This is a genomic window from Streptomyces hirsutus (assembly GCF_001418415.1).
Taxonomy (GTDB): domain Bacteria; phylum Actinomycetota; class Actinomycetes; order Streptomycetales; family Streptomycetaceae; genus Streptomyces; species Streptomyces hirsutus.
The window spans coordinates 1-26,046 of sequence record NZ_LIQT01000042.1 but is presented as its reverse complement, the minus strand read 5'-3'; the positions used below and the strand labels follow the sequence as shown (position 1 = coordinate 26,046).

The following is a 26,046-nucleotide window of genomic DNA, read 5'->3' as shown; positions in this document are numbered from 1 at the left end:
GACCCGGTGCACCGGGTCCACGACACGGCCGTTCTCCAGCCTCGTCTCGTCGATGTGCTTGATGATCTTGCGGACCCGAATGCTCACGGCTCTCCTCCAAGGATCAGGCTCGCTGGTTCAATAAGCGAACCAATGGTTCACATCCTCCTGAGCGCCGATCCGGGTGTCAAGAGGTCGACCGAGGAGTGGTCCGCCGGAACAACGGGGCTCGCCGAAAACGGCCCCCGGAGAGCCGGGCGGAGGCACCGCAGGACCACCGCCACCAAGGGGCGCATCAGTGGCACCGGGCAGCGCTCGGAGGCCGGCCGCGCACAGGCCCCACAGGCTCCAGGGGCCGGCAGAGAGCCGATCGAGGCGGCCGGCGGCCGACCGGGCGGCGGCATGCGACAGCAAGAAATCCGTACACGGGTGGCGAGGGCCGCCGCCCGGCGAGCGAGCTGCAGCCGCCCGCCGGGACGCCCCGGCAGAGGTGAGATCCTCGCCGGGCGGAGAACCGAGTCAGGGACCGGTCAGCCTGACTGACGCCGCATCAGGAGGACTCGAGCGTGCCGACCGGCAGGCCGAGTTCGGTCTCCGCGAACGTACGGACCATGTCGGCGATCGGGGCGGCACGGTGCCCGGCGCCGGTGTTGACGTAGGCGCTGGCCCCGTCGATCGCGACGAGGATGCGCACGGCCGCGGCCCAGGGGTCGGCGCAGTGGAAGTCCCGCGCCTCCACCCCGGCGGCGACGACCCGCTCGATACGCCGGCACCAGAGCATGTCCTGCTCGATGACGTGATCGCGGAGCACGGGCCGGTAGCGTGCCAGATGCCGGGCGTTGAGCCAGAGCCTGCTGACGTTGTCGAAGTCGGCGCTCGAGGTGAGCGAGAAGAGCCGCCGCAACGCACGCACCGCACCGCCGGGGCCGGGGTCGGCGGACATCTCCGGCAGCAGGCTGTCGAGCTCCGCCATGGTGGCGCTGGTGAAGGCCTCGGCGACGAGTCTGTCCGCCGCGGGAAAGTAGTGGCCGACGAGCCCCGACCGGACGCCGAGCTCGTCGGCGACCCGGCGCAGGGTGACGCACTCCAGTCCTTCCGCGAGCCCGACCCGCGCGGCGGCGGTGACCATCTCGCTGCGGCGCTCGGCCGGCGCCTTGCGGACACGCTTTTCCGGGCCCCTTGACGTCATGCCGGGGATGTTATTGAGTGAGTGGCCAATAAGACAATGGGGCATACAGCGATATGTGCGGCCTCAGCCGCCCCACAGCACCGCTGCCACGCCACCCGCACCCCACTCTCCGGAGCGCTGATGTACGCCGTCACCGACCCCACCACCGGCGAAGTCGCCGAGCTCTACCCGACCGCCAGTGACGCCGAGGTCGAGGCGGCACTGACCGCCGCCACCCACGCGGCCACCGCGTGGGGCCGCAAAAGCACCGTGGCCGAGCGCGCGGCGCTGCTGCGCAGGATCGGCGACCTGCACCAGGAGCACAGCGAGGCGCTGGCAGCGAGCATCGTGCGCGAGATGGGCAAGCCGCTCGCGGAGGCCGAGGGCGAGGTCGGCTTCTGCGTCGACATCTACCACTACTACGCCGACCACGCCGAGGAGTTCCTCGCCGACGAACCGCTCGACGTCACCTCCGGCCCCGGCAGCGCCGTCGTCCGGCGCAGCCCGCTGGGCGTCCTGCTGGGCATCATGCCGTGGAACTTCCCGGCGTACCAGGTGGCCCGGTTCGCCGCCCCGAACCTCGCCATCGGCAACACCATCGTGCTCAAGCACGCCCCGCAGTGCCCGGCCACCGCGGCGCTGCTGGAGCGGCTGTTCACGAAGGCGGGCTTCCCCGAGGGCGCGTACGTCAACGTCTACGCGACCAACGAGCAGATCGCCGACGTGATCGCCGACCCGCGCGTCCAGGGCGTCTCGCTCACCGGCTCGGAGCGGGCCGGCTCGGCCGTCGCGGAGATCGCCGGACGCCACCTGAAGAAGGTCGTGCTGGAACTGGGCGGATCCGACCCGTTCATCGTGCTGTCCACCGACGACCTGGACTCGGTCGTCGACTCCGCCGTCGCCGCGCGCCTCGACAACACCGGTCAGGCGTGCAACGCGGCCAAGCGGTTCGTCGTCGTCCAGGACCTCTACGACGCGTTCGTGGAGAAGTTCACCGCCCGCCTGCTGGCCGGCGCGACCGGCGCGCCCCTGTCCTCTGCGGCGGCGGCCGAGAACCTGGGCCGCCAGGTGGACGCGGCGGTCGCCGAGGGCGCCACGCTGCACACCGAGGGCGAGCGGCGCGGCGCGTACTTCCCGGCCGGCGTCCTCACGGGCCTCACCACCGACCACGCGGCTGCCCGCCAGGAACTCTTCGGCCCGGTCGCCATGGTCTTCCCGGCCGCCGACGAGGACGACGCCCTGCGCATCGCCAACGACACCCCCTACGGCCTCGGCTCCTACCTCTTCACCACGGACCCCGCCCAGGCCGAGCGCGTCGCCGACCGCATCGAGGCCGGCATGGTCTTCGTCAACGGCGTCGGCGCCGAGGGCGCGGAACTCCCCTTCGGCGGCATCAAGCGCTCCGGCTTCGGCCGCGAACTCGGCCGCCCGGGCACCGAGGAATTCGTCAACAAGAAGCTCATCCGCACGGTGTCCCAGTAGGACTTCAGGTGCGCTGCCGACCGTCTCGATCCGGTCGGTGAGGTGAGGCCAGGAGCGGTCGTCGCACCTCAGCAGTGCGACGAGGGCGGTCGGTCCCGTTCCTGGTCCACGCCATGAGTGCAGGAGGAACGCCCGAGGCACCGCACCGTTGCGTGAGCCGGCTCTGCCCCCGGCATGGGCTCCTCATGGCGCTGCGGCGGGCCGTCCGGGCCCGCCGCAGCGGCCGGCCCGAGGGCCGGAGGAACGCCGGAGGGCGTGTCACGGCCGGCTGCCGTGACACGCCCTCGGGACGGTGAATCAGCGCTGCTGGTTACCGCGGTCGTTGCCGCGGTCATTACCACGGTCGCCACGGTCGTTGCGGTCGTTGCGGTCGTTGCGGTCGTGGCCGCGTCCGTCGCGGTCGCCACGGCCGTCGCGGTCGTGGCCGCGTCCGTCGCGGTCGCCACGGCCGTCGCGGTCGTGGCCACGTCCGTCGCGGTCGTCGCGGTCGTTGCCGCGGAAACGGCCCCAGCTCTCGGTGTCGACGACCGAGCCACGGCGGTTCGACAGGGTGGCCCGGTCGGAGCGGTTGTCCCAGATGTGCTGACGGCGGTCCTGGTAGACGTCGTGGCGGGTGTCACGGCCGGCTCCCGTGTGCACCTTGACCGTCGAGCGGCCGTTCAACCGCAGGTGGCGGAAGGTGTACCTGTCGCCCTCGCTGTTGCGCAGGGTCCAGCCCTTCAGGTCGACGCTCTGGCGGGACCGGTTGGTGATGTTCACCCACTCGCCGTTCAGCGAACGGTTGCTGCGGCTGTCCGGGCCGGGAGCGTTGTACTGGACGTCGCTGATGACGACCTGCTGACGGTCGGGGCCCCTGTCCTGGACTGCGGACGCCGGCAGCGCGGCGGCCGCCACGACGGAACCGGTCACCAGGGCGACAGCGGTCAGACGGCGAGCGGCGGAAGAAGCAGACACGTGGTCCCCTTCGCATTAGTGCGCCGGCCCACCCGGTGCAGGGACGGGCGGCGCTCTCCGAGTGGTACGTCCCGGCTGACTGCCGAGGTCCCACACTCTGCCGCCGTAGCGGGTTCTTTCGTAGGAAGCTCTCCCACTGGAGACGTAATCAGGACATGTCCGCAATACTCGGTTTCCAGATGCACATATGTCATTCGATTACATGGTTCGAATAGATGCGTCACGCATCAACCCATGGTCTGTCCAGGTCCGTCACAGTTCAGCCAGCGTCACGCCCTGGTGCGCCACCACGCGCGCCACCCTGTCGTTCACCCGAAAGTGAGTAACAGGGCCGGCGCGGCACAGGGGGGTGGATGCCTTTCCTCAACCCGGTTCCGCAGGGACAGGAGCGGCAAGCGTCGCCGGACCGGTCCCGGGCTGCGGCACCGATGCCGGCCCCGGTGCCGAAGAGCGCGCCTTGTCCGGAGACGTCGAGCGAGCACTGAAGGACGTGCGCACAGGAGGCACGCCGAGACATCGCGCCAGGGTGAGAGCCTGCCCACCCGCGGTGACGATCGAGGCGGCGACGAGAGCCGGCGAGGAAGCGCCGCGAGAGGGCCGCAAGAAGGCAAGGAGGTGAACCCACTCCTTGCCACTCTCAACCTATAGCGCACCGGGGGGCTTGCGGCAAGGCCCCCGGCATGGCGCAGAATCGATCCTCGTGAAGCCGATTAACCACCCGACCATCAGCCCTACCAGCGTGTTCGATCTCCCCGAGCGTCTTTTCGCCAAGGCCGACCCGAAGCTGATCTCCGGCGACGAGGCGCACTTCACGGCCATCGCGGAGAGCCTGGAGCAGGCGATCGCCGAGCTGTCCGACCTCCGGGACGCCACGCTCAGGGCACCCGGCGGCGTGGGGCGGGAGGCGATGGACCGGGACCTGGAGGTGCACCGGCTGTCCGCCCGCCTGCGTGCCCTGCGCCGCTTCGGCCTGGACCTGTGCCTGGGGCACATCGTGAGCGCGGACGACCCCGAGCCCGTGTACATCGGGCGGCTCGGCCTCACCGACAGCACGGGCCGCCGCCTGCTGCTCGACTGGCGCTCCCCCGCGGCGGAGCCGTTCTTCGCGGCGACCCACGCCGATCCGATGGGGCTGGCGAGCCGCCGCAGGTACCGCTGGACCGGCGGCCGGATCAGCGACTACTGGGACGAGGTCTTCACCGCCGACGGACTCGAAGGGCACGCCGCCGCGCTCGACGACCACTCCGCCTTCGTCGCCAGTCTGGGCGGCGACCGGTCGGCCCGGATGCGGGACGTGCTCGGCACCATCCAGGCCGACCAGGACGCCATCATCCGCGCGGGCTCGCGCGGCGCCCTGGTCGTCGACGGCGGCCCGGGAACGGGCAAGACCGTCGTCGCCCTGCACCGCTCCGCGTACCTGCTCTACTCCGACCCCCGCCTCGGTCACCGCCGGGGCGGCGTGCTGTTCGTCGGCCCGCACCAGCCGTACCTGGCGTACGTCGCCGACGTCCTGCCCAGCCTCGGCGAGGAGGGCGTGCAGACCTGCACCCTGCGCGACCTCGTCCCCGAGGGGGCCGGGGCGGCGGCCGAGACCGACCCGGAGGTGGCCCGCCTGAAGTCGTCCGCGGCCATGGTGAGGGCGATCGAGACGGCCGTACGGTTCTACGAGGACCCGCCCGCCCGGGGCATGGCGGTGACCACCCCCTGGGCCACCGTTCCGCTGAGCGCCGAGGACTGGGCCGAGGCGTTCCAGGCGGTGGAACCGGGCACCCCTCACAATGAGGCGCGCGAGCAGATCTGGGACGAGCTGGTCACGATCCTCGGGGACAAACACGGCGACGACGTCCCGCCGAACCTGTTCCAGCGGGCGCTGCGCGCCCACCACGAACTGGTCACCGCCCTCAACAACGCCTGGCCGCTCCTCGAACCCACCGACATCGTCTCCGACCTGTGGTCGGTCCCCGCCTACCTGCGCATGTGCGCCCCCTGGCTCGACCCCGACGAGGTCAAGCGCCTGCGGCGCGAGGGCGAGGACGCCCAGGCCTGGACGGTGTCCGACCTCCCGCTCCTGGACGCGGCCCGGCAGCGGCTCGGCGACCCGAAGTCGTCCCTGCGCAAGCGCCGCCACGATGCCTCGGTCGCCGCCCAGCGCGAACGCATGGCCGGTGTCATCGACAACGTCATCGCCTCCGACGACGACGGCGAGGGCGCGGTGACGATGCTGCACGGACAGGACCTGCGGGACAGCCTGATCGACAGGAGCGCCCTGCCCACGGCCGAACCGGACGTGCTCGCGGGCCCGTTCGCCCACGTCGTCGTGGACGAGGCCCAGGAACTCACCGACGCCCAATGGCAGATGCTCCTCCTGCGCTGCCCGTCCCGCAGCTTCACCATCGTCGGGGACCGTGCCCAGGCCCGGCACGGCTTCACGGAGTCGTGGCGGGAGCGGCTCCAGCGCATCGGCCTCGACCGCATCGACGTCGCCACCCTGAACATCAACTACCGCACGCCGCAAGAGGTGATGACGGAAGCCGAACCGGTCATCCGCACCGCCCTCCCGGACGCCAACGTCCCGACCTCCATCCGCGGCAACGGCCTCCCCGTCGTCCACGGATCGGTCGCCGACCTGGACTCGATCCTCGCCACCTGGCTCGCCGCCCACGCCGACGGCAACGGAATCGCCTGCGTCATCGGCGACCCCACGTTCCGTTCGACGCCCCGCGTCCGCTCCCTGACCCCGGAACTGTCGAAGGGCCTGGAGTTCGACCTGGTCGTCCTCGTCGACCCGGACAGGTTCGGCGAGGGCATCGAGGGAGCGGTCGACCGCTATGTGGCGATGACCAGGGCGACCCAGCAACTGGTCGTCCTCACTTCCTAGTTGCGCGCAGGAGGAGTGACCCTCGGCCGGGGCCCGACGGCATCAGACCGGGCCGGGCGGCGCAGGCGGGACCCGCCCGGCCGCGAGTGCGGCGGCCCGGCAGTCGCGGCACCATGCCCCGGGCCATGGCGCGCGGAAGGCCCGGTTGCATCCGCCCTCGCAGTCCGCCATGGGGCGGGGCCCGGACGGCGCGTCGTTGCCCTGGGCCGTCGCCTTGCCGGGCTCCGTCAGGGACGGCAGGGGCGGGGGAAGCAGTTCGCGCAATCGACGGGCGAGGAAGCCGGCCGGGTGCTTCACGAGGGCGGGCAGGTCGGCGGTCAGGGCGTGGATCGCGTCGGCTCTGCCCACACCGTTGTCGAACCAGGCGATGACGTACGGAGCGAGGCGACGCACGTCCCGCAGGGACAGCATCAGTCGGCGGTCGGTACGACGCAGCCCCGCCAGGAGATCCACGGCCTTGCCGTAGTGCTCGCTGAGGGACGGATCCGGTTCGGCGGCTTCCGGTTCGGCGGGGCGCGGTTCCTCGTCCACGGCCGGGACGGGCTCGGTGGGCCCGTCCACGAGGACCAGGGCCGTCGGCGGAACCGCAGAGGCCGGAGTCGCCGGCACCTGCGCCGTCACTGCCGAACCCGCAGATGAGGTCGCGACCGAATGCACCCGCTCCCGGGTCAGCACCGGGGCGTTGTACGCGTACGTACGCGTGATCATCCGCCCGTCGGCGGTCCGCTCCCACACCCGGGCGAGGTAGCCGCAGACCTCCAACTCCCGCAGCGCGAAGGCGATCCGGTCCCGCCCCTCCGGGAAGCGCTCGGCAAGCGTCCGGATGTCGGTGGGCGACCCCTCCGGCAGCGACAGGATGTACACGGCCAGCCCGATCGCGGTGAGCGACAGCGCGCGGTGCTGGGCAAGGTGGTTGCCGACAATCGAGTACCGATCGGATTGGTACTCACGTACGTGCGTGACACCGGAGGGGGTGGCGGCGCGCCGAAGACCCTGACTCGGGAGCACGGCGACGTTAGGCTTCATCTCAGCCATGAGGAAGGTGCTTCTTCCTCGTTGGTCAGGCCCTCGCACTGGGATTGCAGTCCCGGCGGGGGCCGAAGTGTGTGGGGAGCGGTACGAGGCCGAGACTGCCCGCCCGACCAGCCACCACGCCACCCAAACCGTCCCGTTTCACCCGGCCGGGTGACACTCGCGAGGTTTGGGTTGGTTGGGAAGATTCTTTCCCCAAGTTCTTTAGTTCTTTTAGCCGCCCGCCGCCCCGACGCATGGCTCACCAAGTCCCGTGTTTCCGGGCGCCGGTGGGCCGCCTACCCGGCACGCCGGCGCGAAGGCCGCATGTCAGTGCGGGCGGCTACGGTACGCCCGTGAACGAGATGACCGGCGACGACCACCGCCTTCCGCTCGCCCTCGCCGACGTAGCCCGCGTCGGGTTCGACTACGACGACGGGAACGGAATCGACTTCGAGCCCTACGAGGCCTTCTGCTCGGCCGAGGAGACCACCGACTGGCTGCGCCAGTAGACCGGAAACCCCGAGCTCGACGGCGACGCCTACCGGGTGTTCGGACAGAACGGAGCCGGCGGCCTCGCCGCCCTCTGGTACGGGCGGCCCGTGGTGTTCATGGGCTCGGAGGGTGAGTGCGGCGTGGTGGCCGGGAACCTGTCCGACTTCCTGTGGATGCTGGCCGACGGCGTCGGGCCGCTGGAGTCCGTGCTGTACGAGGAGCACAAGTCGCGTCCGGACGCGCACCTCACCCAGCTCGCCGAGCGACACGCCACCACTCCGCGCCGCCCGGCCCGGGACATCATCACCGAGGCCCGTGCCGAATTCCCGACCTTCACCAACGACATCGAGGAACTCTGCCGCTGAGCCGTGAGGGGCGGAGCACCGGTGCGAGCAGGGTAAGCCTCAGCAACGCGGCGACGGCCGGCACCACGGGGATGGCTTACCACCACCTGCGCAGCCACTCAGCCTTGACGAACACCCATGTCAGCAGTGCCATCACGACGGAGAACGCCAAGCCGAAGCCGGCCGCGAAACCGAAATGGGTGACGGCTTGCTCATCCCAGGGACCATCTGGCTTGACCACGTGAGCCATGAGCACGACATAGCCCGTCACCAGGGTCCAGAGCGAGCACGACCACACACGCCAGTGCCGATCCAGCTGAAGGTCCTGGACTGTCGATTCTCGGGCACTTGGGGTGACGAACCCGCGCCCGGGCTCACCTCAACGCCTCCTTCGCGTCGTAGAGGTTCCGGTCGGCCTACCCGTACAAGACGTCAGCAGTGGAAGACGTACACAACAGGGCGCGTGCTCTCGCCGCCGCATGACTGACCACGATCGCCGCCTGAGACCATCGAACCCATGGGCAAACACCACCGCCCCGGACCTCCGAACCAGCCGTCCCGCGCCGTCCCTCACATTGACGCCAACGCCCCGCTCGCCGCGTTCGACAAGCGACGCCGACCGCCGATGGACCAGTACCGCCGTCACCGTCCCGTACACGACGGCGCCGGCCACCGTCGGCCCGACGAGCCGCGCACCCTGGAGGAATGGGACGGCTTTACCTATCAGGTGGTCGGGGCAGCCGACGACCTCACCGCAGCACAGCAGTGGGTGAACGAACGCCCGATCGGTGATGACTCCGCCACGTGACGACGTGGGAGGTCATCTACTCAGATCCAACTCCGCCCACACCGTCTTGGAGGGCACCGGGCTGTCGCACACGCCCCAGCGATCGGCCAATTCCTCGACCAGCAACAGTCCGTAGCCGGACTCGCGGGGCGCCTCGTCGCCGCTCTTCTCCCCGCGCTCCGGCCAACGGTCTCCGCGGGTGTCCGTCAGCTCGACGCGGAGCACGGTCGGCGTGCCGGGCGCGGTGGCGAGGGTGAGCCGAAAACTACGGCCGGGTACGCGGCCGTGCAGGACGGCGTTCGTCGCGAGTTCGGCCACGATCAGCCGGGCCGGATCCACCGGCAGGCCCCATGACCGAAGTTGTTCCGTCGCCAGTAGCCTCGCCAGCCGGGCCCCGCGCCAGGTGGCGGACAGCGGAACCGTGAAGCGCCGCCCAAAAAATGCGGGGCCCGTAACGGAACTGTCGGTTCGGGTGATTTCTCCACTCATGTCACCCAGCGTGTTCACGTATGCCTAGCCTGTGAAGCACCCGTGCCCGTGCGGAGCGCGACCGTCCGGGCCCGGCCCGGTTTCCGTCCGGTCCGTCCGTGGTGACGGTCCACGTACGGCCGGAGTTGGACATACAGGTTCGGCGAAGGGCGGTGAGGGACGTGAGCGAGTGGAACACGGACCCGGAGGACGAAGAGGCCGGTGGTGTGATGCGTGCGGTCATCCGGCAGTTGAAGCTGTGGCGGGAGTCGGTCGGCCTCACGCAAGCGGAGTTCGGGGCGGCCATCGGATACGGGGAGGAACTGGTCTCGTCGGTGGAGCGAGGTCGGCGGATTCCCCGGCCGGAGTACCTGGACCGCGCGGACGAGGCGCTGTCGGCGGGGGGCCGGATCGCCGCGATGAAGAGGGACGTGGCGGAGGTCCGGTACCCGAAGAAAGTGCGGGACTTGAAGAAGCTGGAGGCAGAGGCCGTCGAGCTGGGGGCCTACAACAACTCTGTTGTTCATGGGTTGTTGCAGACCATGGAGTACGCGCAGGCGGTCTTCAGCGCCCGTCGGCCGCCCTTCACAGCGGACGAGCTCGAACAACGACTGTCAGCCCGCGTGGCACGTCAGGAGATCATCAGCGATACGACGGCCCGCCCCCTCTTCAGTTTTGTCCAGTGCGAGTCGACGCTCCGTCGGCCCATTGGAGGCAGGATGGTCATGCGTGGGCAACTCGAACGGCTGTTGGAGGTAGCCAAGTTCCCCAACGTCGACCTTCAGGTACTTCCACTGAGCCATGAGGAGAACTCGGGTCTCGCCGGGTCGTTCAGACTGCTCAGACTCAAGGACGGCACCACGGTAGGGCATGTCGAGGTGCAGCACATCAGCCGTGTGATCGCTGATCCGAAGGAAGTGCAGCTCCTCGACATGCGTTATGGGACCATCCGGGCGCAGGCTCTCAGCCCACGAGAGTCGATGGCCCTCATCGAGACAGTGCTTGGAGAGACATGACCCTCAAGCCCTACGCCGGAGCCACCCCCGACTCTGCGTGGACGAAGAGCAGCTACAGCACATCGGACGGGCCGGACTGCGTTGAAGTGGCCTGGCGGAAGAGCAGTTACAGCACAGACGAGGGCCCCGACTGCGTCGAGGTGGCGGCTGTCCCCGACCAGATCCTCGTTCGCGACTCCAAGAACCCCCACGGACCCCGCCTCGCCCTCGCCCCCACCACCTGGGCGACCTTCCTGCCGTACGCCTCCGGGCACCGACGGAGCGAAACGAGCTACTGATGTCGGCCGCGACTGCGGCGATACGGCAGTCGCGGCACCGTCCTCCGGGCTCCGGCGTACGAGAGTCCCGGCCGCGGGCGACGTCCCGCCGACCGGGCCGACCGGGTTCGGCGGTCGCCAACGAACTCAAGCGGCTCCCCCGACACCCTCACCTCGTTCGGCGTGAGCACTTTGCCTCACCTTGTGCACATCCCGCTCATATGTGCGCACAACCAACAGTTGAGTGGCAAGTGTCATCGATTCCGCAAGGACTACCAACACCCGAGACCTGCCCCGAACNNGTTCGGGGCAGGTCTCGGGTGAGCGGCAAGGCTCGGAGCTCTTTCGCGGCAGGCGCCCGCCGCACCGACGCGACCGCCCTGACGGAGCCGTCGGCGATCTCAATCGTGGTCGGCCACCTCGGCCAGTGGTGGCCGACCGGTACCGGTACCGGCGGTCCGCGCGAGTCGGCCGGCGGACTCGGTGGCGCGGCGGCTGTCGTAGTCGGTGAGATACGGGGCGGTGAAGCCCCGGTAAGCCGCCTTGCGCTCGGCGGGGAGATCCTTCCAGCCGGTGATGCGGTCACGACAGCGTGGTGAGCCGCACCGGCAGTGGGCGGCGAAGTGATCGACCGAGTAGTTCCGCATGGCGTAGTCGAACGTGATCTCGTGTTCTGCCGGGATGGGCCGGCGCGCGACGAGGTCGTGCGCGCCGTCGGCGTTGAGGCGGATTCCGCAGTTCGGCTCGCACGAGTGGTTCACCTTGGGGATGAGCCCGCCGTGCAGCACGAACCGTCCCTCGCTGACCTGGGAGGCGTGTGCATGGTTGTGGTCCAGCTCGCGGTCGATGGTGCCGACCATCACCGTCTCGCCTGCCTGAAAGGACCGGGTGGCGAACACGCCTTCACCCTTGGCGTCGGTTCGTTGGAGCTCGTAGCCGCCGCTCACGTTGGCCTGCTCTCTCAAGAATCGGCTCTGCCCGCGAGCCGGCCGTTCATGGATGAAGCGGACACCCCAGCCCCGGAACCCTCCACCAGAGGGGGCACACATGATTTTTCGGACTGATCACTTGAAAGGTACTCAACCGAACGGCACCGCACGACACTGCTTCGCGCCTGATATCCAGCCATCCCGGGACGGGCAGGGCCCGAATGGCCACGCGGGCCCTGCCCGGCCGTCTGTTCCTCGCGTTCCCGGCGTTCCCGGCGTTCCCGGCTCGACGGAACGGCACCACGCCGTTGCGCGGTTGCTTGGTACTCCGTGCCGGTGACGGACCCCACGGGGCCGGACGCCGAGCCCTCGCGCCCTCCGCGCCACGGCGGAACCGGCCGGAGGCGTCGAGGCCGGTGGTGCCGGAACCGGGCTGAGGACCAGGACGGCGACGCGGTCGGCGTGCGCGAGGTCGCCGAGGATCTCGGTGACCGGTCCGGGCCACGGCTGTCGAAGGCGGGCAGTTGCCCAGACGGGCGGGCCGGCGGACGAACGGGCTGCGGAGAAACGACTCCGTGCCCCGGGGACTGCCGAACGGCAGTCCCCGGGGCACGGGTTCACAGCGGGTGAAGGGGTGAAGCGTTACGTCGTCGACCGGCGCCTGCGCGCTCCCGGACGCCGTTCGCTCGGCCGGGTCACCGGGTCGCCGGCCTCCAGCGCGGCCAGCCGGCGGCGGGTGCCGAAGTCGGCCAGGGCCTCCGCCAGCTTGTGCACCGACGGCTCCGGCGCCATGACGTCGACCCGCAGCCCGTGCTCCTCGGCCGTCTTCGCCGTCGCCGGGCCGATACAGGCGATGACCGTCACGTTGTGCGGCTTGCCCGCGATGCCGACCAGGTTCCGTACCGTCGACGACGAGGTGAAGAGCACCGCGTCGAAGCCGCCGCCCTTGATCGCCTCGCGGGTCTCCGCGGGCGGCGGCGAGGCGCGCACCGTGCGGTAGGCGGTGACGTCGTCGACCTCCCAGCCCAGGTCGATGAGACCGGCCACCAGGGTCTCGGTGGCGATGTCGGCGCGCGGCAGGAAGACCCTGTCGATCGGGTCGAAGACCGGGTCGTAGGGCGGCCAGTCGTCCAGGAGCCCCGCGGCCGACTGCTCGCCGCTCGGCACCAGGTCCGGCTTCACGCCGAAGGCGATCAGCGCCTTGGCGGTCTGGTCGCCCACCGCGGCGACCTTGATCCCGGCGAACGCGCGGGCGTCGAGGCCGTACTCCTCGAACTTCTCCCGCACCGCCTTGACCGCGTTGACCGAGGTGAAGGCGATCCACTCGTAGCGGCCCGTCACCAGGCCCTTGACCGCGCGTTCCATCTGCTGCGGGGTGCGCGGCGGTTCGACGGCGATGGTCGGCACCTCGTGCGGCACCGCGCCGTAGGAGCGCAGCTGGTCGGAGAGCGACGCCGCCTGCTCCCTGGTACGCGGCACGAGCACCTTCCAGCCGAACATCGGCTTGGACTCGAACCACGACAGCCGGTCGCGCTGGGCGGGTGCGGAACGCTCACCGACCACGGCTATGACCGGCCGGCCGCCGTCGGGCGACGGCAGCACCTTCGCCTGCTTCAGCGTCTGCGCGATCGTGCCGAGCGTCGCCGTCCAGGTGCGCTGCCGGGTCGTGGTGCCCGCGACGGTCACCGTCAGCGGGGTGTCGGGCTTGCGACCGGCGGACACCAGTTCGCCCGCCGCCGCGCCCACCGAGTCGAGCGTCGAGGAGACGACCACCGTGCCGTCCGACGCCCCGACCTCGGTCCAGCACCGGTCGGACGCGGTGCGCGCGTCCACGAACCGCACGTCCGCGCCGTGCGCGTCCCGCAGCGGCACACCGGCGTACGCGGGCACGCCGACCGCGGCCGCGACACCGGGGACGACCTCGAAGGGCACCCCGGCCGCCACGCACGCCAGCATCTCCTCGGCGGCGTACGCGTCGAGGCCGGGATCACCCGACACCGCACGGACGACCCGCCTGCCGCCCCGCGCGGCCTCCATGACAAGATGTCCCGCATCCCGCACCGCGGGTGCGCCTACGGTTGTTGACGCTCCGTCAACAACCTTGAGCTGAGGCGTGCCTGTGCCCGGAGCGGACAGCGCGGAAGAACCCGCCGAGTCCGTTTCCGTGGGCACCTCGGCGACGCCTTGCCTGGCATGCCGGCGTACGACGTCGAGCACCTCGTGCTCGGCGACGAGAACGTCCGCGTTCGCCAGCGCCTCGACGGCGCGCAGAGTCAGCAGCCCCGGATCCCCGGGTCCGGCACCGAGGAAGGTGACGTGCCCGTGTTCCGGAGGGGGTGGAAGGGTGGTGGGGCTCACAGTGCTCGCTCCCCCATCAGACCGGCCGCGCCCTGCGCGAGCATCTCGGTGGCGAGGTCGCGACCGAGCGCCATCGCCGCCTCATGCGTCTCGGGCACGGGACCGGTGGTGGACAACTGCACCAGCCTGGTGCCGTCGGTCGTGCCGACGACGCCCCGCAGGCGCATTTCCTTGACAATCGGCCCGTCCGTCAGCAGGTCGGCCAGCGCCCCCACAGGGGCGGTGCAGCCGGCCTCCAGGGCGGCGAGCAGAGACCGCTCGGCCGTCACGGCGGCCCGCGTGAACGGGTCGTCGAGCTCGGCGAGCGCGGCGATCAGCTCCGTGTCGCGCACGGAGCACTCGACCGCCAGGGCCCCCTGGCCGGGGGCGGGCAAAACCGTGTCGACCGACAGGAAGTCGGTCACCTCGTCGCTGCGTCCGACCCGGTTCAGGCCGGCGGCGGCCAGCACGACGGCGTCCAGCTCACCGCTGGTGACGTACCCGATCCGGGTGTCGACGTTCCCACGGATCGGCACCGTCTCGAAATCCAGGCCTTGGCTGACCGCGTACGCGTTCAGCTGGGCCATGCGACGTGCCGATCCGGTGCCTATGCGGGCGCCGCGCGGGAGGTCGGTGAGCTTGAGCGCGTCCCGTGCGATCAACACGTCCCGCGGGTCCTCGCGCACCGGTACGGCGGCCAGGACCAGCTCGTCGTGCGGCGCGGTCGGCAGGTCCTTCAGCGAGTGCACCGCGAAGTCCACCTCGCCGCGCACCAGTGCCTCGCGCAGCGCGGCCACGAAGACGCCGGTCCCGCCGATCTGCGCGAGGTGCTCGCGCGACGTGTCACCGTACGTGGTGACCGGGACGAGCTCGACAGGCCGTCCGGTCACCTGGCTCACGGCATCCGCCACCTGCCCGGACTGGGCCATGGCGAGCTTGCTCCGCCTGGTCCCGAGCCTCAGTGCCTTTCCAGTCATGCCGGCCCTCGGTTCTCTGCGATGTTCGCGTTCGTCGCGATCTTCGCGTTCTTCTCGTTGCTTTCCTCGGCTCGGGAGACGGAGGCCACCGTCTCGGGGTCGAGGTCGAACAGGGTGCGCAACGCGTCCGCGTACCCGGCGCCGCCGGGTTCGGCCGCGAGCTGCTTGACCCGCACGGTCGGCGCGTGCAGCAGCTTGTCGACCACCCGCCTCACGGTCTGGGTGATCTCCGCGCGATGCTTGTCGTCCAGGCCGGGCAGCCGGCCCTCGAGGCGGGCGATCTCACCGGCCACCACATCCGCGGCCATGGTGCGCAGGGCGACCACGGTCGGTGTGATGTGCGCGGCCCGCTGTGCCGCTCCGAACGCTGCCACCTCGTGGGAGACGATACGCCGGACCTGGTCCACATCGGCAGCCATCGGAGCGTCCGCGGACGCCTCCGCGAGCCGCTCGATGTCGACCAGCCGCACCCCGGCGAGGCGGTGCGCGGCGGCGTCGATGTCGCGGGGCATCGCGAGGTCGAGCAGGTACAGCACGGGTTCCGGGCGCGGCGGCTCGGCCACCGGCTCCGGACGGCGCCGCTCGGGGATCCGGCCGACGCTCGCCGCGGTCGCGGCCAGCGCGCCGATCAGCTCGGGGTCCGCCCGGTCCGCGTCGCCGCCACGCCGGGCGGCCCGGCGGCGGTCGACGGTGCCGCCCGCGGCCCACGCCGCGTGCTGCTCCAGCGTCGCCGCGTCCATGCCGGCGACGGCCGCCTCGCCCATCACGGAGAAGCCGGGCGGCACGGAGGCCAGGTCCAGCGGGCAGTCCTCGTCGGCACCGGTGCTCACGGGAGGCAGGGGCGCCGTCCGCGCCTCCGGCACCTCGCCGCGCACGGTCTCCGGCGCCTTGCCGCGCACGGTCTCCGGCTGCGCCCCGACCCGGCCCTCGACACCGGCGGCGATCGCCTCGGCGGTGAGGACGAGCCCGGTCGCGCCCGTGCAGGAAACGACGACGTCGGCACGTGTCAGCTCGAACGGCACCGATTCCATCGGTACCGCGCGGGCCAGCACCTCCGTGCCGTCGTCCTCCGTCAGGATCTCGGCGAGGCGCTCGGCACGGTCGGCGGTGCGGTTGGCGATCACGATCTCGGCGACACCGGCCCGCGCGAGCGTGGCCGCGGCCAGCGACGACATCGAACCGGCGCCTATGACCAGGGCCTTCCTGCCCTGCGCCCAGGTCGTGACGGGCGTGCCGAGGGCCAGCTGCTCCAGGCCGAAGGTGACCAGGGACTGCCCCGCGCGGTCGATGCCGGTCTCCGAGTGGGCACGCTTGCCGACCCGGAGCGACTGCTGGAACAGGTCGTTCATCAGCCGGCCGGCGGTGTGCAGTCCCTGCGCACGCGCCAGCGAGTCCTTGATCTGGCCGAGGATCTGCCCCTCGCCCACCACCATCGAGTCCAGTCCGCAGGCCACCGAGAACATGTGGTGGACGGCCCGGTCCTCGTAGTGCACATAGAGATGGGGAGTGAGCTCCTCCAGGCCGACCCCGCTGTGCTGGGCCAGCAGCGTGGACAGCTCGGCGACACCGGCGTGGAACTTGTCCACGTCGGCGTACAGCTCGATGCGGTTGCAGGTGGCGAGCACCGCGGCCTCGGTGGCCGGCTCGGCGGCGACCGTGTCCTGCAGCAGCTTGGTCTGCGCGTCCAGGCTCAGCGAGGCCCGGTCCAGCATGTTGACCGGCGCGCTGCGGTGGCTCAGTCCGACGACGAGGAGACTCATGTCGGCATCACGGCGGGTACGTCCCCGTCGGGTCCCTGGTCGGCGACGGACTCCTGGCCGACGGCAGTGCCCCGGCGCACGGCGGCGGACTCCTGGCGGGCGGCGACGGCCGGGACGACGGTCCCGGCGGCGGCCAGCTCACCGGCCTTGCGCTGCTCGTGGAAGGCGAGGATCTGCAGTTCGATGGAGAGGTCCACCTTGCGCACGTCGACCCCGTCCGGGACGGACAGCACGGTCGGCGCGAAGTTCAGGATGGAGGTGACCCCCGCGGCGACGAGACGCTCGCAGACCTGCTGGGCGGCACCGGCGGGCGTCGCGATGACGCCGATCGACACGCCCTCGTCCTGGATGATCTTCTCGAGTTCGTCGGTGTGCTGCACCGGGATCCCGGCGACGGGCTTTCCGGCCATCGCGGGATCGGCGTCTATGAGCGCGGCGACCCGGAAACCGCGGGAGGCGAACCCTCCGTAGTTGGCGAGCGCGGCACCGAGGTTACCGATCCCGACGATCACAACCGGCCAGTCCTGGGTCAGGCCGAGTTCACGGGAGATCTGGTACACGAGATACTCGACGTCGTAACCGACACCCCGGGTCCCGTAGGAGCCCAGGTAGGAGAAGTCCTTGCGCAGCTTCGCGGAATTGACGCCCGCGGCGGCCGCCAGCTCCTCCGAGGAGACTGTGGGCACCGAGCGCTCGGAGAGCGCGGTGAGGGCGCGGAGGTACAGCGGAAGTCTGGCGACGGTGGCCTCGGGAATCCCTCGGCTACGGGTCGCCGGTCGGTGAGTTCGGCCAGTTGCCACGGTGCTCCTGCGGGTAGAGCGGGGCTTCAGGCGGTCATACGTCCCCGGACCGCCCCGTCGAATGCAGGCTATGTCTTTGTGAACGCGTGCACAAAGATAGTGTCCGTTTTGCCCACCCAAAGTGACCGGGGTCACGCGCCCCCGGCGCACGCGTATGGAACCGGCGCGCGAGCACCATCGCTCCCTTTGTTCTGGGGGCAAAACCGCACACTCTCCTCTGTGTATCCCGCCCCCGAGACCTGACCGCCATCGATCCTAAGCGACTTTCCCGTCGCTTTGTACTGGTCGGTCAGTCACACTCTCAGTCGGCCAGGGCCTTGCGGAGGCGGACCTCGTCGACGCGCCAGAACGTGTGCTGACGGCCGTCGACGAGAACGACGGGAATCTGCTCCCAGTACTGCTCGTGCAGTTCCGGGTCCTGGGTGATGTCCTTCTCCTCCCATGCGGCCCCGAGGTCACCGCAGACCTTCTCCACCACGGCCCGGGCGTCGTCACACAGATGACAGCCGGGCTTGCCCACGAGCGTGACGAGACGATCCTGCGGAGCCTTGCGGCGGAAGAGCGGACTCATGCCAGCCATTCTCACCCCGCGACGGGACAGGGGAACCCCTCTGCGGCCACCGGTTCCCGGTGGGCCGGGAGGGGTGCTTTAACGACACGGACGTGCAGAGTTCACGGTGTCCCCACCTCTCGACTCCGGAACCGCCGGGTGAACTGGCTATGCTCACGCCATGGCCGCTCTCGGATGGCTCACCCCCCGTAGGCGCTCCGCCACGGCGCGGAGCGTGTTGGCAGGCGAGGCCTCGGCGGAGGCCGCACGCAAGTCCACCCAGGAAGTTTCCGACCGCGAACCGGATTTCCCGGTTCACGGCGACGAGCGGGCTGCCGCCTTCTTCGACCTGGACAACACCGTGATGCAGGGCGCGGCCCTGTTCCACTTCGGCAAGGGCCTGTACAAGCGGAAGTTCTTCGAGACCCGCGACCTCGCCCGGTTCGCGTGGCAGCAGGCGTGGTTCCGGCTGGCCGGCGTCGAGGACCCCGAGCACATGCAGGACGCGCGCGACTCCGCGCTCTCCATCGTCAAGGGACACCGGGTCTCCGAGCTGAAGTCCATCGGCGAGGAGATCTACGACGAGTACATGGCCGAGCGGATCTGGCCGGGCACGCGGGCGCTGGCGCAGGCGCACCTGGACGCGGGCCAGCGGGTGTGGCTGGTCACGGCGGCGCCGGTGGAGATCGCCCAGGTGATCGCGCGCCGGCTGGGCCTGACCGGGGCGCTCGGGACGGTGGCCGAGTCCCTCGGCGGCGTGTACACCGGCAAACTGGTGGGCGAGCCGCTGCACGGCCCGGCGAAGGCCGAGGCCGTACGCGCGCTGGCGACCGCGGAGAACCTGGACCTGAGCCGCTGCGCGGCGTACAGCGACTCCCACAACGACATCCCGATGCTCTCCCTGGTCGGGCACCCGTACGCGATCAACCCGGACTCCAAGCTGCGCAAGCACGCCCGCGCCATGGACTGGCGCCTGCGGGACTACCGCACGGGGCGCAAGGCCGCGAAGGTCGGCATCCCCGCGGCGGCGGGCGTGGGCGCGGTGGCCGGCGGCACGGCGGCCGCCATCGCGATGCACCGACGCCGCCGCTGAATCCGGCGCCGCATCCGGCGCACGGCACACTCCGGGTGCCGGCGCCGGCGGCCTCGGCCGCGCCATCCGCCCCGGTCGGCCGGGGCGGGCCGGTCAACTCCGCGGCGACGGACACCCGTACGGCCGCCGGTCCGATCAACGGGGAACAGAAGTGGCGCCTCCCCCGTAAACCCGGCCAATCCAACTGCCGCACCCCGCAACCCCGCTGTCCAGCCCTCTTGGCTGCACACGGCCACAACACATCCCGCACCGAACCTAAATGCGAAGCATTTCGGTCAACATTCGGTCACCATCAGGCGCTTGATCAATCGTCAATAGGTCACGGAAACGACGCAATCGACGATTTCAGCAACTCGGCGTAGCAGCGCCTGCACGAAGCGTTATTCTCCTCAGACGCAAACCGGTGCCCTTCCGTCGCTACGACGGGTGAAAGGTCCCGCACTGCACGTGATGGAAGCTCTGCCTCTGGGAGTCCCGTGTACCCACACGTCGGGGTTGACGACCCGGGCCTGACCGCACTGCGCACAGCAGTCACGGCGGCTCGGGAGTTGCTGCGCGGCTTCGCCCCCGCCGCATACGCCGTCCCCGCATACGCCGTCCCCGTCTACACCACCGCGCCCGCCGGCCCCTGCCCCACCGTCGCCGACGCGCCCGTCGGTCCTTGTTACGCCCTCGCCGAGGACAGCACCACGGCGGGCAGACGCGGACGTGCGTCCGGCGCCACCACCGCCCGCCGTCCCGCCGCGGACAGTGACAGCGCCAGGATGATGGAGCTCGTGGAGCGCGCCCAGGCGGGCGAGGCCGATGCCTTCGGACGGCTCTACGACCAGTACAGCGACACCGTGTACCGCTACATCTACTACCGGGTGGGCAGCAAGGCGAACGCCGAGGACCTCACCAGCGAGACCTTCCTGCGGGCCCTGCGCCGCATCGGCACCTTCACCTGGCAGGGGCGCGACTTCGGCGCCTGGCTCGTCACCATCGCCCGCAATCTCGTGGCCGACCACTTCAAGTCCAGCCGTTTCCGCCTCGAGGTCACCACCGGGGAGATGCTCGACGCCAACGAGGTCGCGCGATCCCCCGAGGACTCCGTCCTCGAATACCTGTCCAATGCCGCCCTCCTCGATGCCGTACGACGTCTCAACCCCCAACAGCGCGAATGCGTCACGCTCCGATTCCTCCAGGGTCTCTCCGTCGCGGAGACCGCCCGCGTGATGGGCAAGAACGAGGGAGCGATCAAGACCCTCCAGTACCGGGCCGTCCGCACCCTCGCCCGGCTCCTTCCCGAGGACACGCGGTGAGCGGCCCGCCGAACGGAACGGATCCGCTGCTGACGCATCACCATCAGTGATGGTAGACCCGCTGTGAATGACGCTGCGTTGACTTCGCGAACCGGCCCACCGGCGCGCGTAACCCAAGTACCGGGCCGCTCGTTGTGCGGGATGCAGGCTCCCTGTGGTCACCCCCCGACCCACTTCGATCACCCGATCGTGTGGACATGGTCAGGGGGTGGAACCCTCAGGATCCCCTGGGGAGTCGACCGTCATGATGAGAGGAGGTGCCGCCAGTGATCGCGAACGTATCGGCGCACCGGCGGGCGAACGCCTTCGCCCAGGCTCTGGAGGAGCAGTCCGACCGGGGCACGGCGGCCGAGCAGTCCGAAGGATCGGCCCCGGCCGCCGCGGAGACCGAACAGGCGCGGCTGCTCACGCTGGCCGCCGGTCTCGGCGAGCTGCCCAAGCCGGAGCTGGATCCCGAGGTCAAGGTCGTCCATCGGGCCCGACTGATGGCCGCGTTCGAGGCCATGCTCCAAGAAGGCACCGCCGCGGGCGAGGCAGCGGATTCGTCCGTACCCGATCAGCGTTCACGCCGCGCCCGGGGCGCACACCGGGCAACCCCGCTGGGGAAGCTGAGACCGCGCTCGCGCCTGGCCAAGGGCCTCACCGCGGGCGGACTCGGCGTCACCGTGGCCGCGGGCGCCTTCGGCGGAGTCGCCGCCGCCAGCTCCGACGCCCTGCCCGGCGACTCGCTCTACGGTCTCAAGCGCGGCATAGAGGACGTCAAGCTCGGCCTGGCCGACGGAAACGACGAGCGGGGCCGCGTCTTCCTCGACCACGCCTCCACCCGCCTCGGCGAGGCCCGCCGACTGATGGAGCGCGGCCGCAGCGGCCCTCTCGACCACGAATCCCTCGGCGAGATCCGCCGCGCCCTGTCCGGTATGCGGCACGACGCGTCCGAGGGCCATCGTCTGCTGCGCGAGGCGTACCGGCACGACCCGGACTCCCTGCGCCCCATGCAGGCCCTCTCCGCCTTCTCGGACACGCACCGGCAGGCCTGGGGCTCCCTCCGCGACCGGCTGCCCCCGCAGCTCGGTGACGTCAGCGAGCAGGTCTCGTCGGTGTTCGACGCCATAGACGAGGACGTCGCCCCGCTGCAGTCCCTGCTCCCCGAGCCCCCGTCCCGGGAGGGCGGCGGCGACGGCAGGGGACGGCGCGGTGACTCCGGGCCCACCCCGAGCGACCCGTCCGGTACGGACCGCTCCCGGATGCCCAGCACCGGCACCGACGGCACCGCGGACGAGGACGGCACCGGCGGCAGCGCCCCCAGCGGGTCCGCCGACTCCGGCGACCGGAGCGAGGGCCTGCTCGGCGGCAACACCGGTAGGCTGCTCGACCCGCCGGTGGAGAGCGGCGACACCAGCACCTCCCCGCCGGCCGGCGGCGGCGCGACCGCGCCGGCCCGGCCCGACGTCACCCTCCCGCCCCTCCTCCCCGGTCTGCTCCCGGGACTGGGCATCGACAGCGAGGACGCGGAGTGAGGACGCCGATCAGGAGGCTGTAGAGCCGGAGAACCGAAGAACAGGAACACGTGGTGTGGCGGGCCCCCGACGACCGGGGGCCCGCCACACCGCGTACGGGGTTTCCTAGAAGAACACCGACCGTCGCTGCACCAGCAGCTTGTAGAGGGTGTGCTGGATCTGTTCCCGGACCTGGTCGGTCAGGTTGAACATCAGCATCGGGTCCTCGGCCGCCTCCGGCGGGTAGCTCTCCGTGTGGATCGGCTCGCCGAACTGGATGGTCCACTTCGTCGGCAGCGGGATCGCGCCGAGCGGGCCGAGCCACGGGAAGGTCGGCGTCAGCGGGAAGTACGGGAACCCGAGCAGCCGCGCGACGGTCCTGGCGTTGCCGATCATCGGGTAGATCTCCTCGGCCCCGACGATCGAGCACGGGATGATCGGCGTCCGCGCGCGCAGCGCCGTGGACACGAAGCCGCCGCGGCCGAAGCGCTGCAGCTTGTAGCGGTCGGCGAAGGGCTTGCCGAGGCCCTTGAAGCCCTCCGGCATCACCCCCACCAGCTCCCCCTGCTCCAGCAGCCGTGCCGCGTCCTCGGCGCAGGCCAGGGTGTGACCGAGCTTGCGGGCGAGTTCGTTGACCACCGGCAGCATGAACACCAGGTCCGCCGCGAGCAGCCGCAGATGCCGGTCGGCGGGATGGTTGTCGTGGACGGCGACCTGCATCATCAGACCGTCCAGCGGCAGCGTCCCGGAGTGGTTGGCGACGATCAGGGCGCCGCCCTCGGAGGGGATGTTCTCGATGCCCTTCACCTCGACCCGGAAGTACTTCTCGTACATCGGGCGCAGCAGGGACATCAGGACCTGGTCGGTGAGTTCCTCGTCGTAGCCGAAGTCGTCCACCGCGTAGTCCCCGGTGAGCCGGCGGCGCAGGAAGGCCAGCCCGCTCGCGACCCGCTGCTCCAGGCCGCCGGCTTCGTCCCCGGCACCGGATTCCGTGCCGGGGGCGGCGCCGGATGCGGCGGCACCGCCGTCGTGCTCTGCACGGGGCTCACGGGATTCCCGGGGCACCGGAGCATCGTCCCCGACGGGCGTCCGCCCCGGCAGCGGCTGGACGTCGCCCATCGCGGCAGTCCCCGCGCCGTGTCGTCGGCTTCCCGCACCCCGGCGGCGTGCCGGGCGCTGCGCGGCGCCCCCGGCGCCTCCTGCTCCCCCACGGGAGCGGTCGTCGTCGAACGGAATGACCTTGGCGTCCGCCATCGTTGATGCGCTCCTCAGTTGGCGCTCTGCTTCGGGGGGTGACCGCTGCCCGTGCCCGGCAGGGGCAGCGCGGCGATCCGGTCGACGGCCCCCGCGAGGGCCTCCGGCGGAAGCAGCCCGGGGCCGCGGCTGCGCACGAAGTCCGTGAACGTTTCTGCTGTCGTGTACTTCGCCGTGAAGCCCAGTGTCTCGCGCATCTGGTCCGTCGCCACCGCCCGGCCGTGCGTGAGCAGCCGGATCTGCTCGGGTGAGAAGTCCGACATCCCCAGCGTACGCACCAGCGAGCCCGCCCAGGTGACCGCCGGGAGGAGCAGGGGCACAGTCGGCCGGCCGAGCCGCCTCGAGCACTGGGACAACAGCAGGACGCCGTCCCCGGCGATGTTGAAGGTGCCGCTGTTGAGCGTGGAGCGCCGGGGTTCGTGCGAGGCGAGGCGCAGGACGTCGATCACATCGTCCTCGTGCACGAACTGCAGCCGCGGGTCGTAGCCGAACACGGTCGGCAGGACCGGCAGCGAGAAGTACGCGGCGAGCGGGCTGTCCGCGGCGGGGCCCAGGATGTTGGCGAACCTGAGCACGCACACGGCGACATCCGGACGGCGGCGCGCGAAGCCGCGCACATAGCCCTCGACCTCGACGGCGTCCTTCGCGAAGCCGCCACTGGGCAGGGACTTGGGCGGGGTCGTCTCGGTGAAGACCGCCGGGTCGCGGGACGCGGAGCCGTAGACATTCGTGCTGGACTTCACGACCAGCCGCTTGACGGTCGGGGACTTCTGGCAGGCACCGAGCAACTGCATGGTGCCGATGACGTTGGTCTCCTTGAGCGCCGTCCGGCTGCTGCCGCTGCCGAGCGGCGTGCCCGTGACGTCGAGGTGGACGACGGTGTCGGCCCCGGACTCGGCGAGCACGCGCGCGACGGTGGGCTGCTGGATGTCGGTCTGGACGAATTCGGCGCCACCGAGGTGGTGCGCGGGCCTGACCGCGTCCACGGCGACAACCCGGTCCACGTCCGGATCACGCTGGATCCTCCGGACGAAACGGCCCCCCAGCGGGCGGGCCACTCCGGTCACCAGCACGACTTTCCCCACGAGAGCGCCTTCCTGTTGCCTTCGCCACGAGTCCGACCCATGTGATGACAGTGGCCCCCCACCGCATCGGTGGGGGGCCACTGAACACGCTTCCGCGTCGTCGCTTACTTCTTGTTGCGACGCTGAACGCGCGTGCGCTTGAGCAGCTTGCGGTGCTTCTTCTTGGCCATCCGCTTGCGCCGCTTCTTGATAACAGAGCCCACGACTACCCTCGCTCACTTCTCATCACTCGGTGTTTGGGCGCCATGGGCCCACACGACCTACGAGGGGCCAGCCTACCCGCCCGAGCGCTGAGGTCGTAATCGAGACGACCGGGGAGGCCCGTGAGTGTCTTGGTGCGGATCTCCCCGGCTCACCGTCAGGCCGTTTCCACCCCCACATAGCTCTCGCGGAGGTACTCGTGAACCGCTTGCTCCGGGACGCGGAAGGACCGCCCCACCCGGATCGCGGGCAGATGACCACTGTGCACCAGGCGGTACACGGTCATCTTCGACACTCGCATCACCGAGGCGACTTCCGCCACGGTAAGGAACTGAACCTCGTTCAGAGGCCTCTCGCCAGCTGCAGCCATGACACACCTGAACCTTCCGCACTCGACGGGCACCGGCTTCCCCTTCCGGTGACTCTTCGTCGTTGCGTGCTCACTCCCCAATGTAGGGGCGGGTGATGCGAGTGGGGAAGAGGTGCACCCATCGGCGGCCTACTGTGACAGACACGCTCGATTGAGTACGTAGCGGGCCAGCGGCAGGTAGTAAGCGGACCGCGCACCGTCATCAAGTGGAACGACCACCGAGAGGCACCCCTCGGCCTCCCCCACGAACGGGGCGGGGTCGTTCACGTCGGCCAGCGCGATGGCCTCGAACCCCAGCTGACCTGCCCCGCAGGCCCAGCCGTGATCTCCGATCACCAGCTCGGGAAGCGGCCCGCCGGCCTCGGCGGCCGCGGCGAGCACGGTCCGAACCGGGAGCGGGGAGTGCGTGTGTGCGCCGGGTTCACCACCGGGACGTTCGGGACGTGCGCCCCGGACCAGCGCGACTCCTCGTACGTAGTCGAGGTTGTGCGTGCGTAGACCGAACCGGGTCGTTATGTCGACACAGCGACCCTGCGCAGGGGTGAGGACCTCACATCCCGCCGCCGACAGAGCGTCTGCCAGAGCTGCGTAGAAACCGAGCAGCCGGTGCGGGTGACCGGTGCCGAGCAGCACGGGCGCACCGCTCCGGGCCGCGGCCGCGATCCGCTCCGCATAGGCGTCCAGAGCAACCAGGGTCCGCTCCGGGTCGATCACATCATGCCCGGAAACGTGCCGAGGATCGGCCGAAACACCACACCTGGCCGCCATCAGCTCGATCAATTCCCGCTGCCCCCACGTCCCTTCCGGCTCGAGGCCGATCAGTGCGCGCGGGTCCCGGGCGGCGAAGAGCCGGTAGCTCCGCAGGCTCTCCTCCCTCGTGGTGGCCACGGTCCCGGACAGCCGGGCGGCCAGCAGATGCGCACGGAGACCGGCGGCACTCGGGACGACGGGCGGGCCCGCCGGCGGATCGGCGGACAGGCCAGGGGGAGGGGCGGCGGACAGGCCGAGGGGAAGGTCGGCGGGAGGGGCAGCGGGCAGACCGGCGGGAGGGGCA

Annotated in this window: 24 protein-coding genes and 1 pseudogene; 9 read left to right on the top strand and 16 right to left on the bottom strand. The window is 70.7% G+C overall.

Annotated features, from left to right (window positions below):
* Positions 1–529: 529 nt before the first annotated feature.
* Complete coding sequence (locus AOK11_RS03460) at positions 530–1,168, bottom strand: TetR/AcrR family transcriptional regulator (RefSeq protein WP_055592135.1); 639 nt, start codon at positions 1,166–1,168, stop codon at positions 530–532.
* Positions 1,169–1,288: 120 nt separating this feature from the next.
* Between AOK11_RS03460 and AOK11_RS03455 the strand changes: the two genes are divergently transcribed.
* On the top strand, positions 1,289–2,629 hold the full coding sequence (locus AOK11_RS03455; RefSeq protein ID WP_055592134.1) for an NAD-dependent succinate-semialdehyde dehydrogenase: 1,341 nt from the start codon (positions 1,289–1,291) through the stop codon (positions 2,627–2,629).
* Positions 2,630–2,926: 297 nt separating this feature from the next.
* Here the strand turns inward: AOK11_RS03455 and AOK11_RS03450 are convergent, their stop codons facing one another.
* Positions 2,927–3,583, bottom strand: a complete 657-nt coding sequence (locus AOK11_RS03450; RefSeq protein WP_240497207.1) for a lamin tail domain-containing protein — start codon at positions 3,581–3,583, stop codon at positions 2,927–2,929.
* A gap of 700 nt (positions 3,584–4,283) precedes the next feature.
* Between AOK11_RS03450 and helR the strand changes: the two genes are divergently transcribed.
* Positions 4,284–6,461, top strand: coding sequence for an RNA polymerase recycling motor ATPase HelR (gene helR, locus AOK11_RS03445; RefSeq protein WP_240497206.1), 2,178 nt, complete (start codon positions 4,284–4,286; stop codon positions 6,459–6,461).
* 42 nt (positions 6,462–6,503) lie between these two features.
* Here helR and AOK11_RS03440 read toward each other — a convergent pair whose 3' ends face one another.
* Positions 6,504–7,496 (bottom strand): helix-turn-helix domain-containing protein, encoded by a 993-nt coding sequence (locus tag AOK11_RS03440; protein ID WP_055592132.1) that lies wholly within the window; start codon positions 7,494–7,496, stop codon positions 6,504–6,506.
* A 332-nt stretch (positions 7,497–7,828) separates the two neighbouring features.
* Here AOK11_RS03440 and AOK11_RS03435 point away from each other — a divergent pair.
* Positions 7,829–8,332, top strand: a pseudogene (locus AOK11_RS03435) (SMI1/KNR4 family protein).
* A 76-nt stretch (positions 8,333–8,408) separates the two neighbouring features.
* On the opposite strand, the gene AOK11_RS03430 reads toward AOK11_RS03435, so the two are convergent.
* Positions 8,409–8,561 carry a hypothetical protein gene (locus tag AOK11_RS03430; protein ID WP_206188768.1) on the bottom strand — a complete coding sequence of 51 codons (153 nt, stop codon included), beginning with the start codon at positions 8,559–8,561 and terminating at the stop codon, positions 8,409–8,411.
* A gap of 267 nt (positions 8,562–8,828) precedes the next feature.
* On the opposite strand from AOK11_RS03430, the gene AOK11_RS03425 reads away from it, so the two are divergent.
* Positions 8,829–9,119 (top strand): DUF6087 family protein, encoded by a 291-nt coding sequence (locus tag AOK11_RS03425; protein ID WP_055592130.1) that lies wholly within the window; start codon positions 8,829–8,831, stop codon positions 9,117–9,119.
* Between the two features lie 12 nt (positions 9,120–9,131).
* Here the strand turns inward: AOK11_RS03425 and AOK11_RS03420 are convergent, their stop codons facing one another.
* Positions 9,132–9,587, bottom strand: coding sequence for an ATP-binding protein (locus AOK11_RS03420; protein ID WP_055592129.1), 456 nt, complete (start codon positions 9,585–9,587; stop codon positions 9,132–9,134).
* A 209-nt stretch (positions 9,588–9,796) separates the two neighbouring features.
* Between AOK11_RS03420 and AOK11_RS03415 the strand changes: the two genes are divergently transcribed.
* The gene (locus AOK11_RS03415; protein WP_107098491.1) at positions 9,797–10,582 is read left to right on the top strand and encodes a helix-turn-helix domain-containing protein; all 786 of its coding nucleotides are present in this window, start codon (positions 9,797–9,799) and stop codon (positions 10,580–10,582) included.
* Positions 10,579–10,860, top strand: coding sequence for a DUF397 domain-containing protein (locus AOK11_RS03410; protein WP_055592128.1), 282 nt, complete (start codon positions 10,579–10,581; stop codon positions 10,858–10,860). Before AOK11_RS03415 ends, AOK11_RS03410 begins: the two co-directional genes overlap by 4 nt.
* Positions 10,861–11,240: 380 nt before the next feature.
* Here AOK11_RS03410 and AOK11_RS03405 read toward each other — a convergent pair whose 3' ends face one another.
* The 6 genes from AOK11_RS03405 to AOK11_RS03380 all read right to left on the bottom strand — a co-directional run bounded on the left by AOK11_RS03405 (position 11,241) and on the right by AOK11_RS03380 (position 18,222).
* Positions 11,241–11,804: an SET domain-containing protein-lysine N-methyltransferase gene (locus tag AOK11_RS03405; protein WP_240497205.1), complete on the bottom strand. Its 564-nt coding sequence runs from the start codon at positions 11,802–11,804 to the stop codon at positions 11,241–11,243.
* Between the two features lie 606 nt (positions 11,805–12,410).
* The gene (locus AOK11_RS03400; protein WP_055592127.1) at positions 12,411–14,126 is read right to left on the bottom strand and encodes a bifunctional uroporphyrinogen-III C-methyltransferase/uroporphyrinogen-III synthase; all 1,716 of its coding nucleotides are present in this window, start codon (positions 14,124–14,126) and stop codon (positions 12,411–12,413) included.
* On the bottom strand, positions 14,123–15,082 hold the full coding sequence (gene hemC / locus AOK11_RS03395) for a hydroxymethylbilane synthase (RefSeq protein ID WP_055592126.1): 960 nt from the start codon (positions 15,080–15,082) through the stop codon (positions 14,123–14,125). The genes AOK11_RS03400 and hemC overlap by 4 nt, the downstream gene beginning before the upstream one ends.
* Positions 15,079–16,842, bottom strand: a complete 1,764-nt coding sequence (locus AOK11_RS03390) for a glutamyl-tRNA reductase (RefSeq protein WP_055592125.1) — start codon at positions 16,840–16,842, stop codon at positions 15,079–15,081. Before AOK11_RS03390 ends, hemC begins: the two co-directional genes overlap by 4 nt.
* Positions 16,839–17,642 (bottom strand): redox-sensing transcriptional repressor Rex, encoded by an 804-nt coding sequence (locus tag AOK11_RS03385; protein ID WP_055592124.1) that lies wholly within the window; start codon positions 17,640–17,642, stop codon positions 16,839–16,841. Before AOK11_RS03385 ends, AOK11_RS03390 begins: the two co-directional genes overlap by 4 nt.
* 301 nt (positions 17,643–17,943) lie before the next feature.
* Positions 17,944–18,222, bottom strand: coding sequence for a glutaredoxin family protein (locus AOK11_RS03380; RefSeq protein ID WP_206188767.1), 279 nt, complete (start codon positions 18,220–18,222; stop codon positions 17,944–17,946).
* A gap of 151 nt (positions 18,223–18,373) precedes the next feature.
* Here AOK11_RS03380 and AOK11_RS03375 point away from each other — a divergent pair, with 151 nt between their 5' ends.
* The 3 genes from AOK11_RS03375 to AOK11_RS03365 all read left to right on the top strand — a co-directional run bounded on the left by AOK11_RS03375 (position 18,374) and on the right by AOK11_RS03365 (position 22,103).
* On the top strand, positions 18,374–19,285 hold the full coding sequence (locus tag AOK11_RS03375) for an HAD family hydrolase (protein ID WP_055592122.1): 912 nt from the start codon (positions 18,374–18,376) through the stop codon (positions 19,283–19,285).
* 476 nt (positions 19,286–19,761) lie between these two features.
* Entirely contained in the window at positions 19,762–20,586 is an 825-nt protein-coding gene (locus AOK11_RS03370; RefSeq protein ID WP_055592121.1) for an ECF subfamily RNA polymerase sigma factor, BldN family, read from the top strand.
* 266 nt (positions 20,587–20,852) lie between these two features.
* Entirely contained in the window at positions 20,853–22,103 is a 1,251-nt protein-coding gene (locus AOK11_RS03365) for a DUF5667 domain-containing protein (protein WP_055592120.1), read from the top strand.
* 105 nt (positions 22,104–22,208) lie between these two features.
* Here the strand turns inward: AOK11_RS03365 and AOK11_RS03360 are convergent, their stop codons facing one another.
* The 5 genes from AOK11_RS03360 to AOK11_RS03345 form a co-directional block, all read right to left on the bottom strand.
* Positions 22,209–23,336, bottom strand: coding sequence for a lysophospholipid acyltransferase family protein (locus AOK11_RS03360; RefSeq protein WP_055592119.1), 1,128 nt, complete (start codon positions 23,334–23,336; stop codon positions 22,209–22,211).
* A 14-nt stretch (positions 23,337–23,350) separates the two neighbouring features.
* Entirely contained in the window at positions 23,351–24,421 is a 1,071-nt protein-coding gene (locus AOK11_RS03355; RefSeq protein ID WP_055592118.1) for an NAD-dependent epimerase/dehydratase family protein, read from the bottom strand.
* 104 nt (positions 24,422–24,525) lie between these two features.
* Complete coding sequence (locus AOK11_RS39065) at positions 24,526–24,624, bottom strand: 30S ribosomal protein bS22 (RefSeq protein WP_003948845.1); 99 nt, start codon at positions 24,622–24,624, stop codon at positions 24,526–24,528.
* A gap of 155 nt (positions 24,625–24,779) precedes the next feature.
* Positions 24,780–24,992, bottom strand: coding sequence for a helix-turn-helix domain-containing protein (locus AOK11_RS03350; protein WP_004984898.1), 213 nt, complete (start codon positions 24,990–24,992; stop codon positions 24,780–24,782).
* A gap of 129 nt (positions 24,993–25,121) precedes the next feature.
* On the bottom strand, positions 25,122–25,970 hold the full coding sequence (locus tag AOK11_RS03345; RefSeq protein WP_055592136.1) for a phosphatase: 849 nt from the start codon (positions 25,968–25,970) through the stop codon (positions 25,122–25,124).
* Positions 25,971–26,046 lie beyond the last annotated feature (76 nt).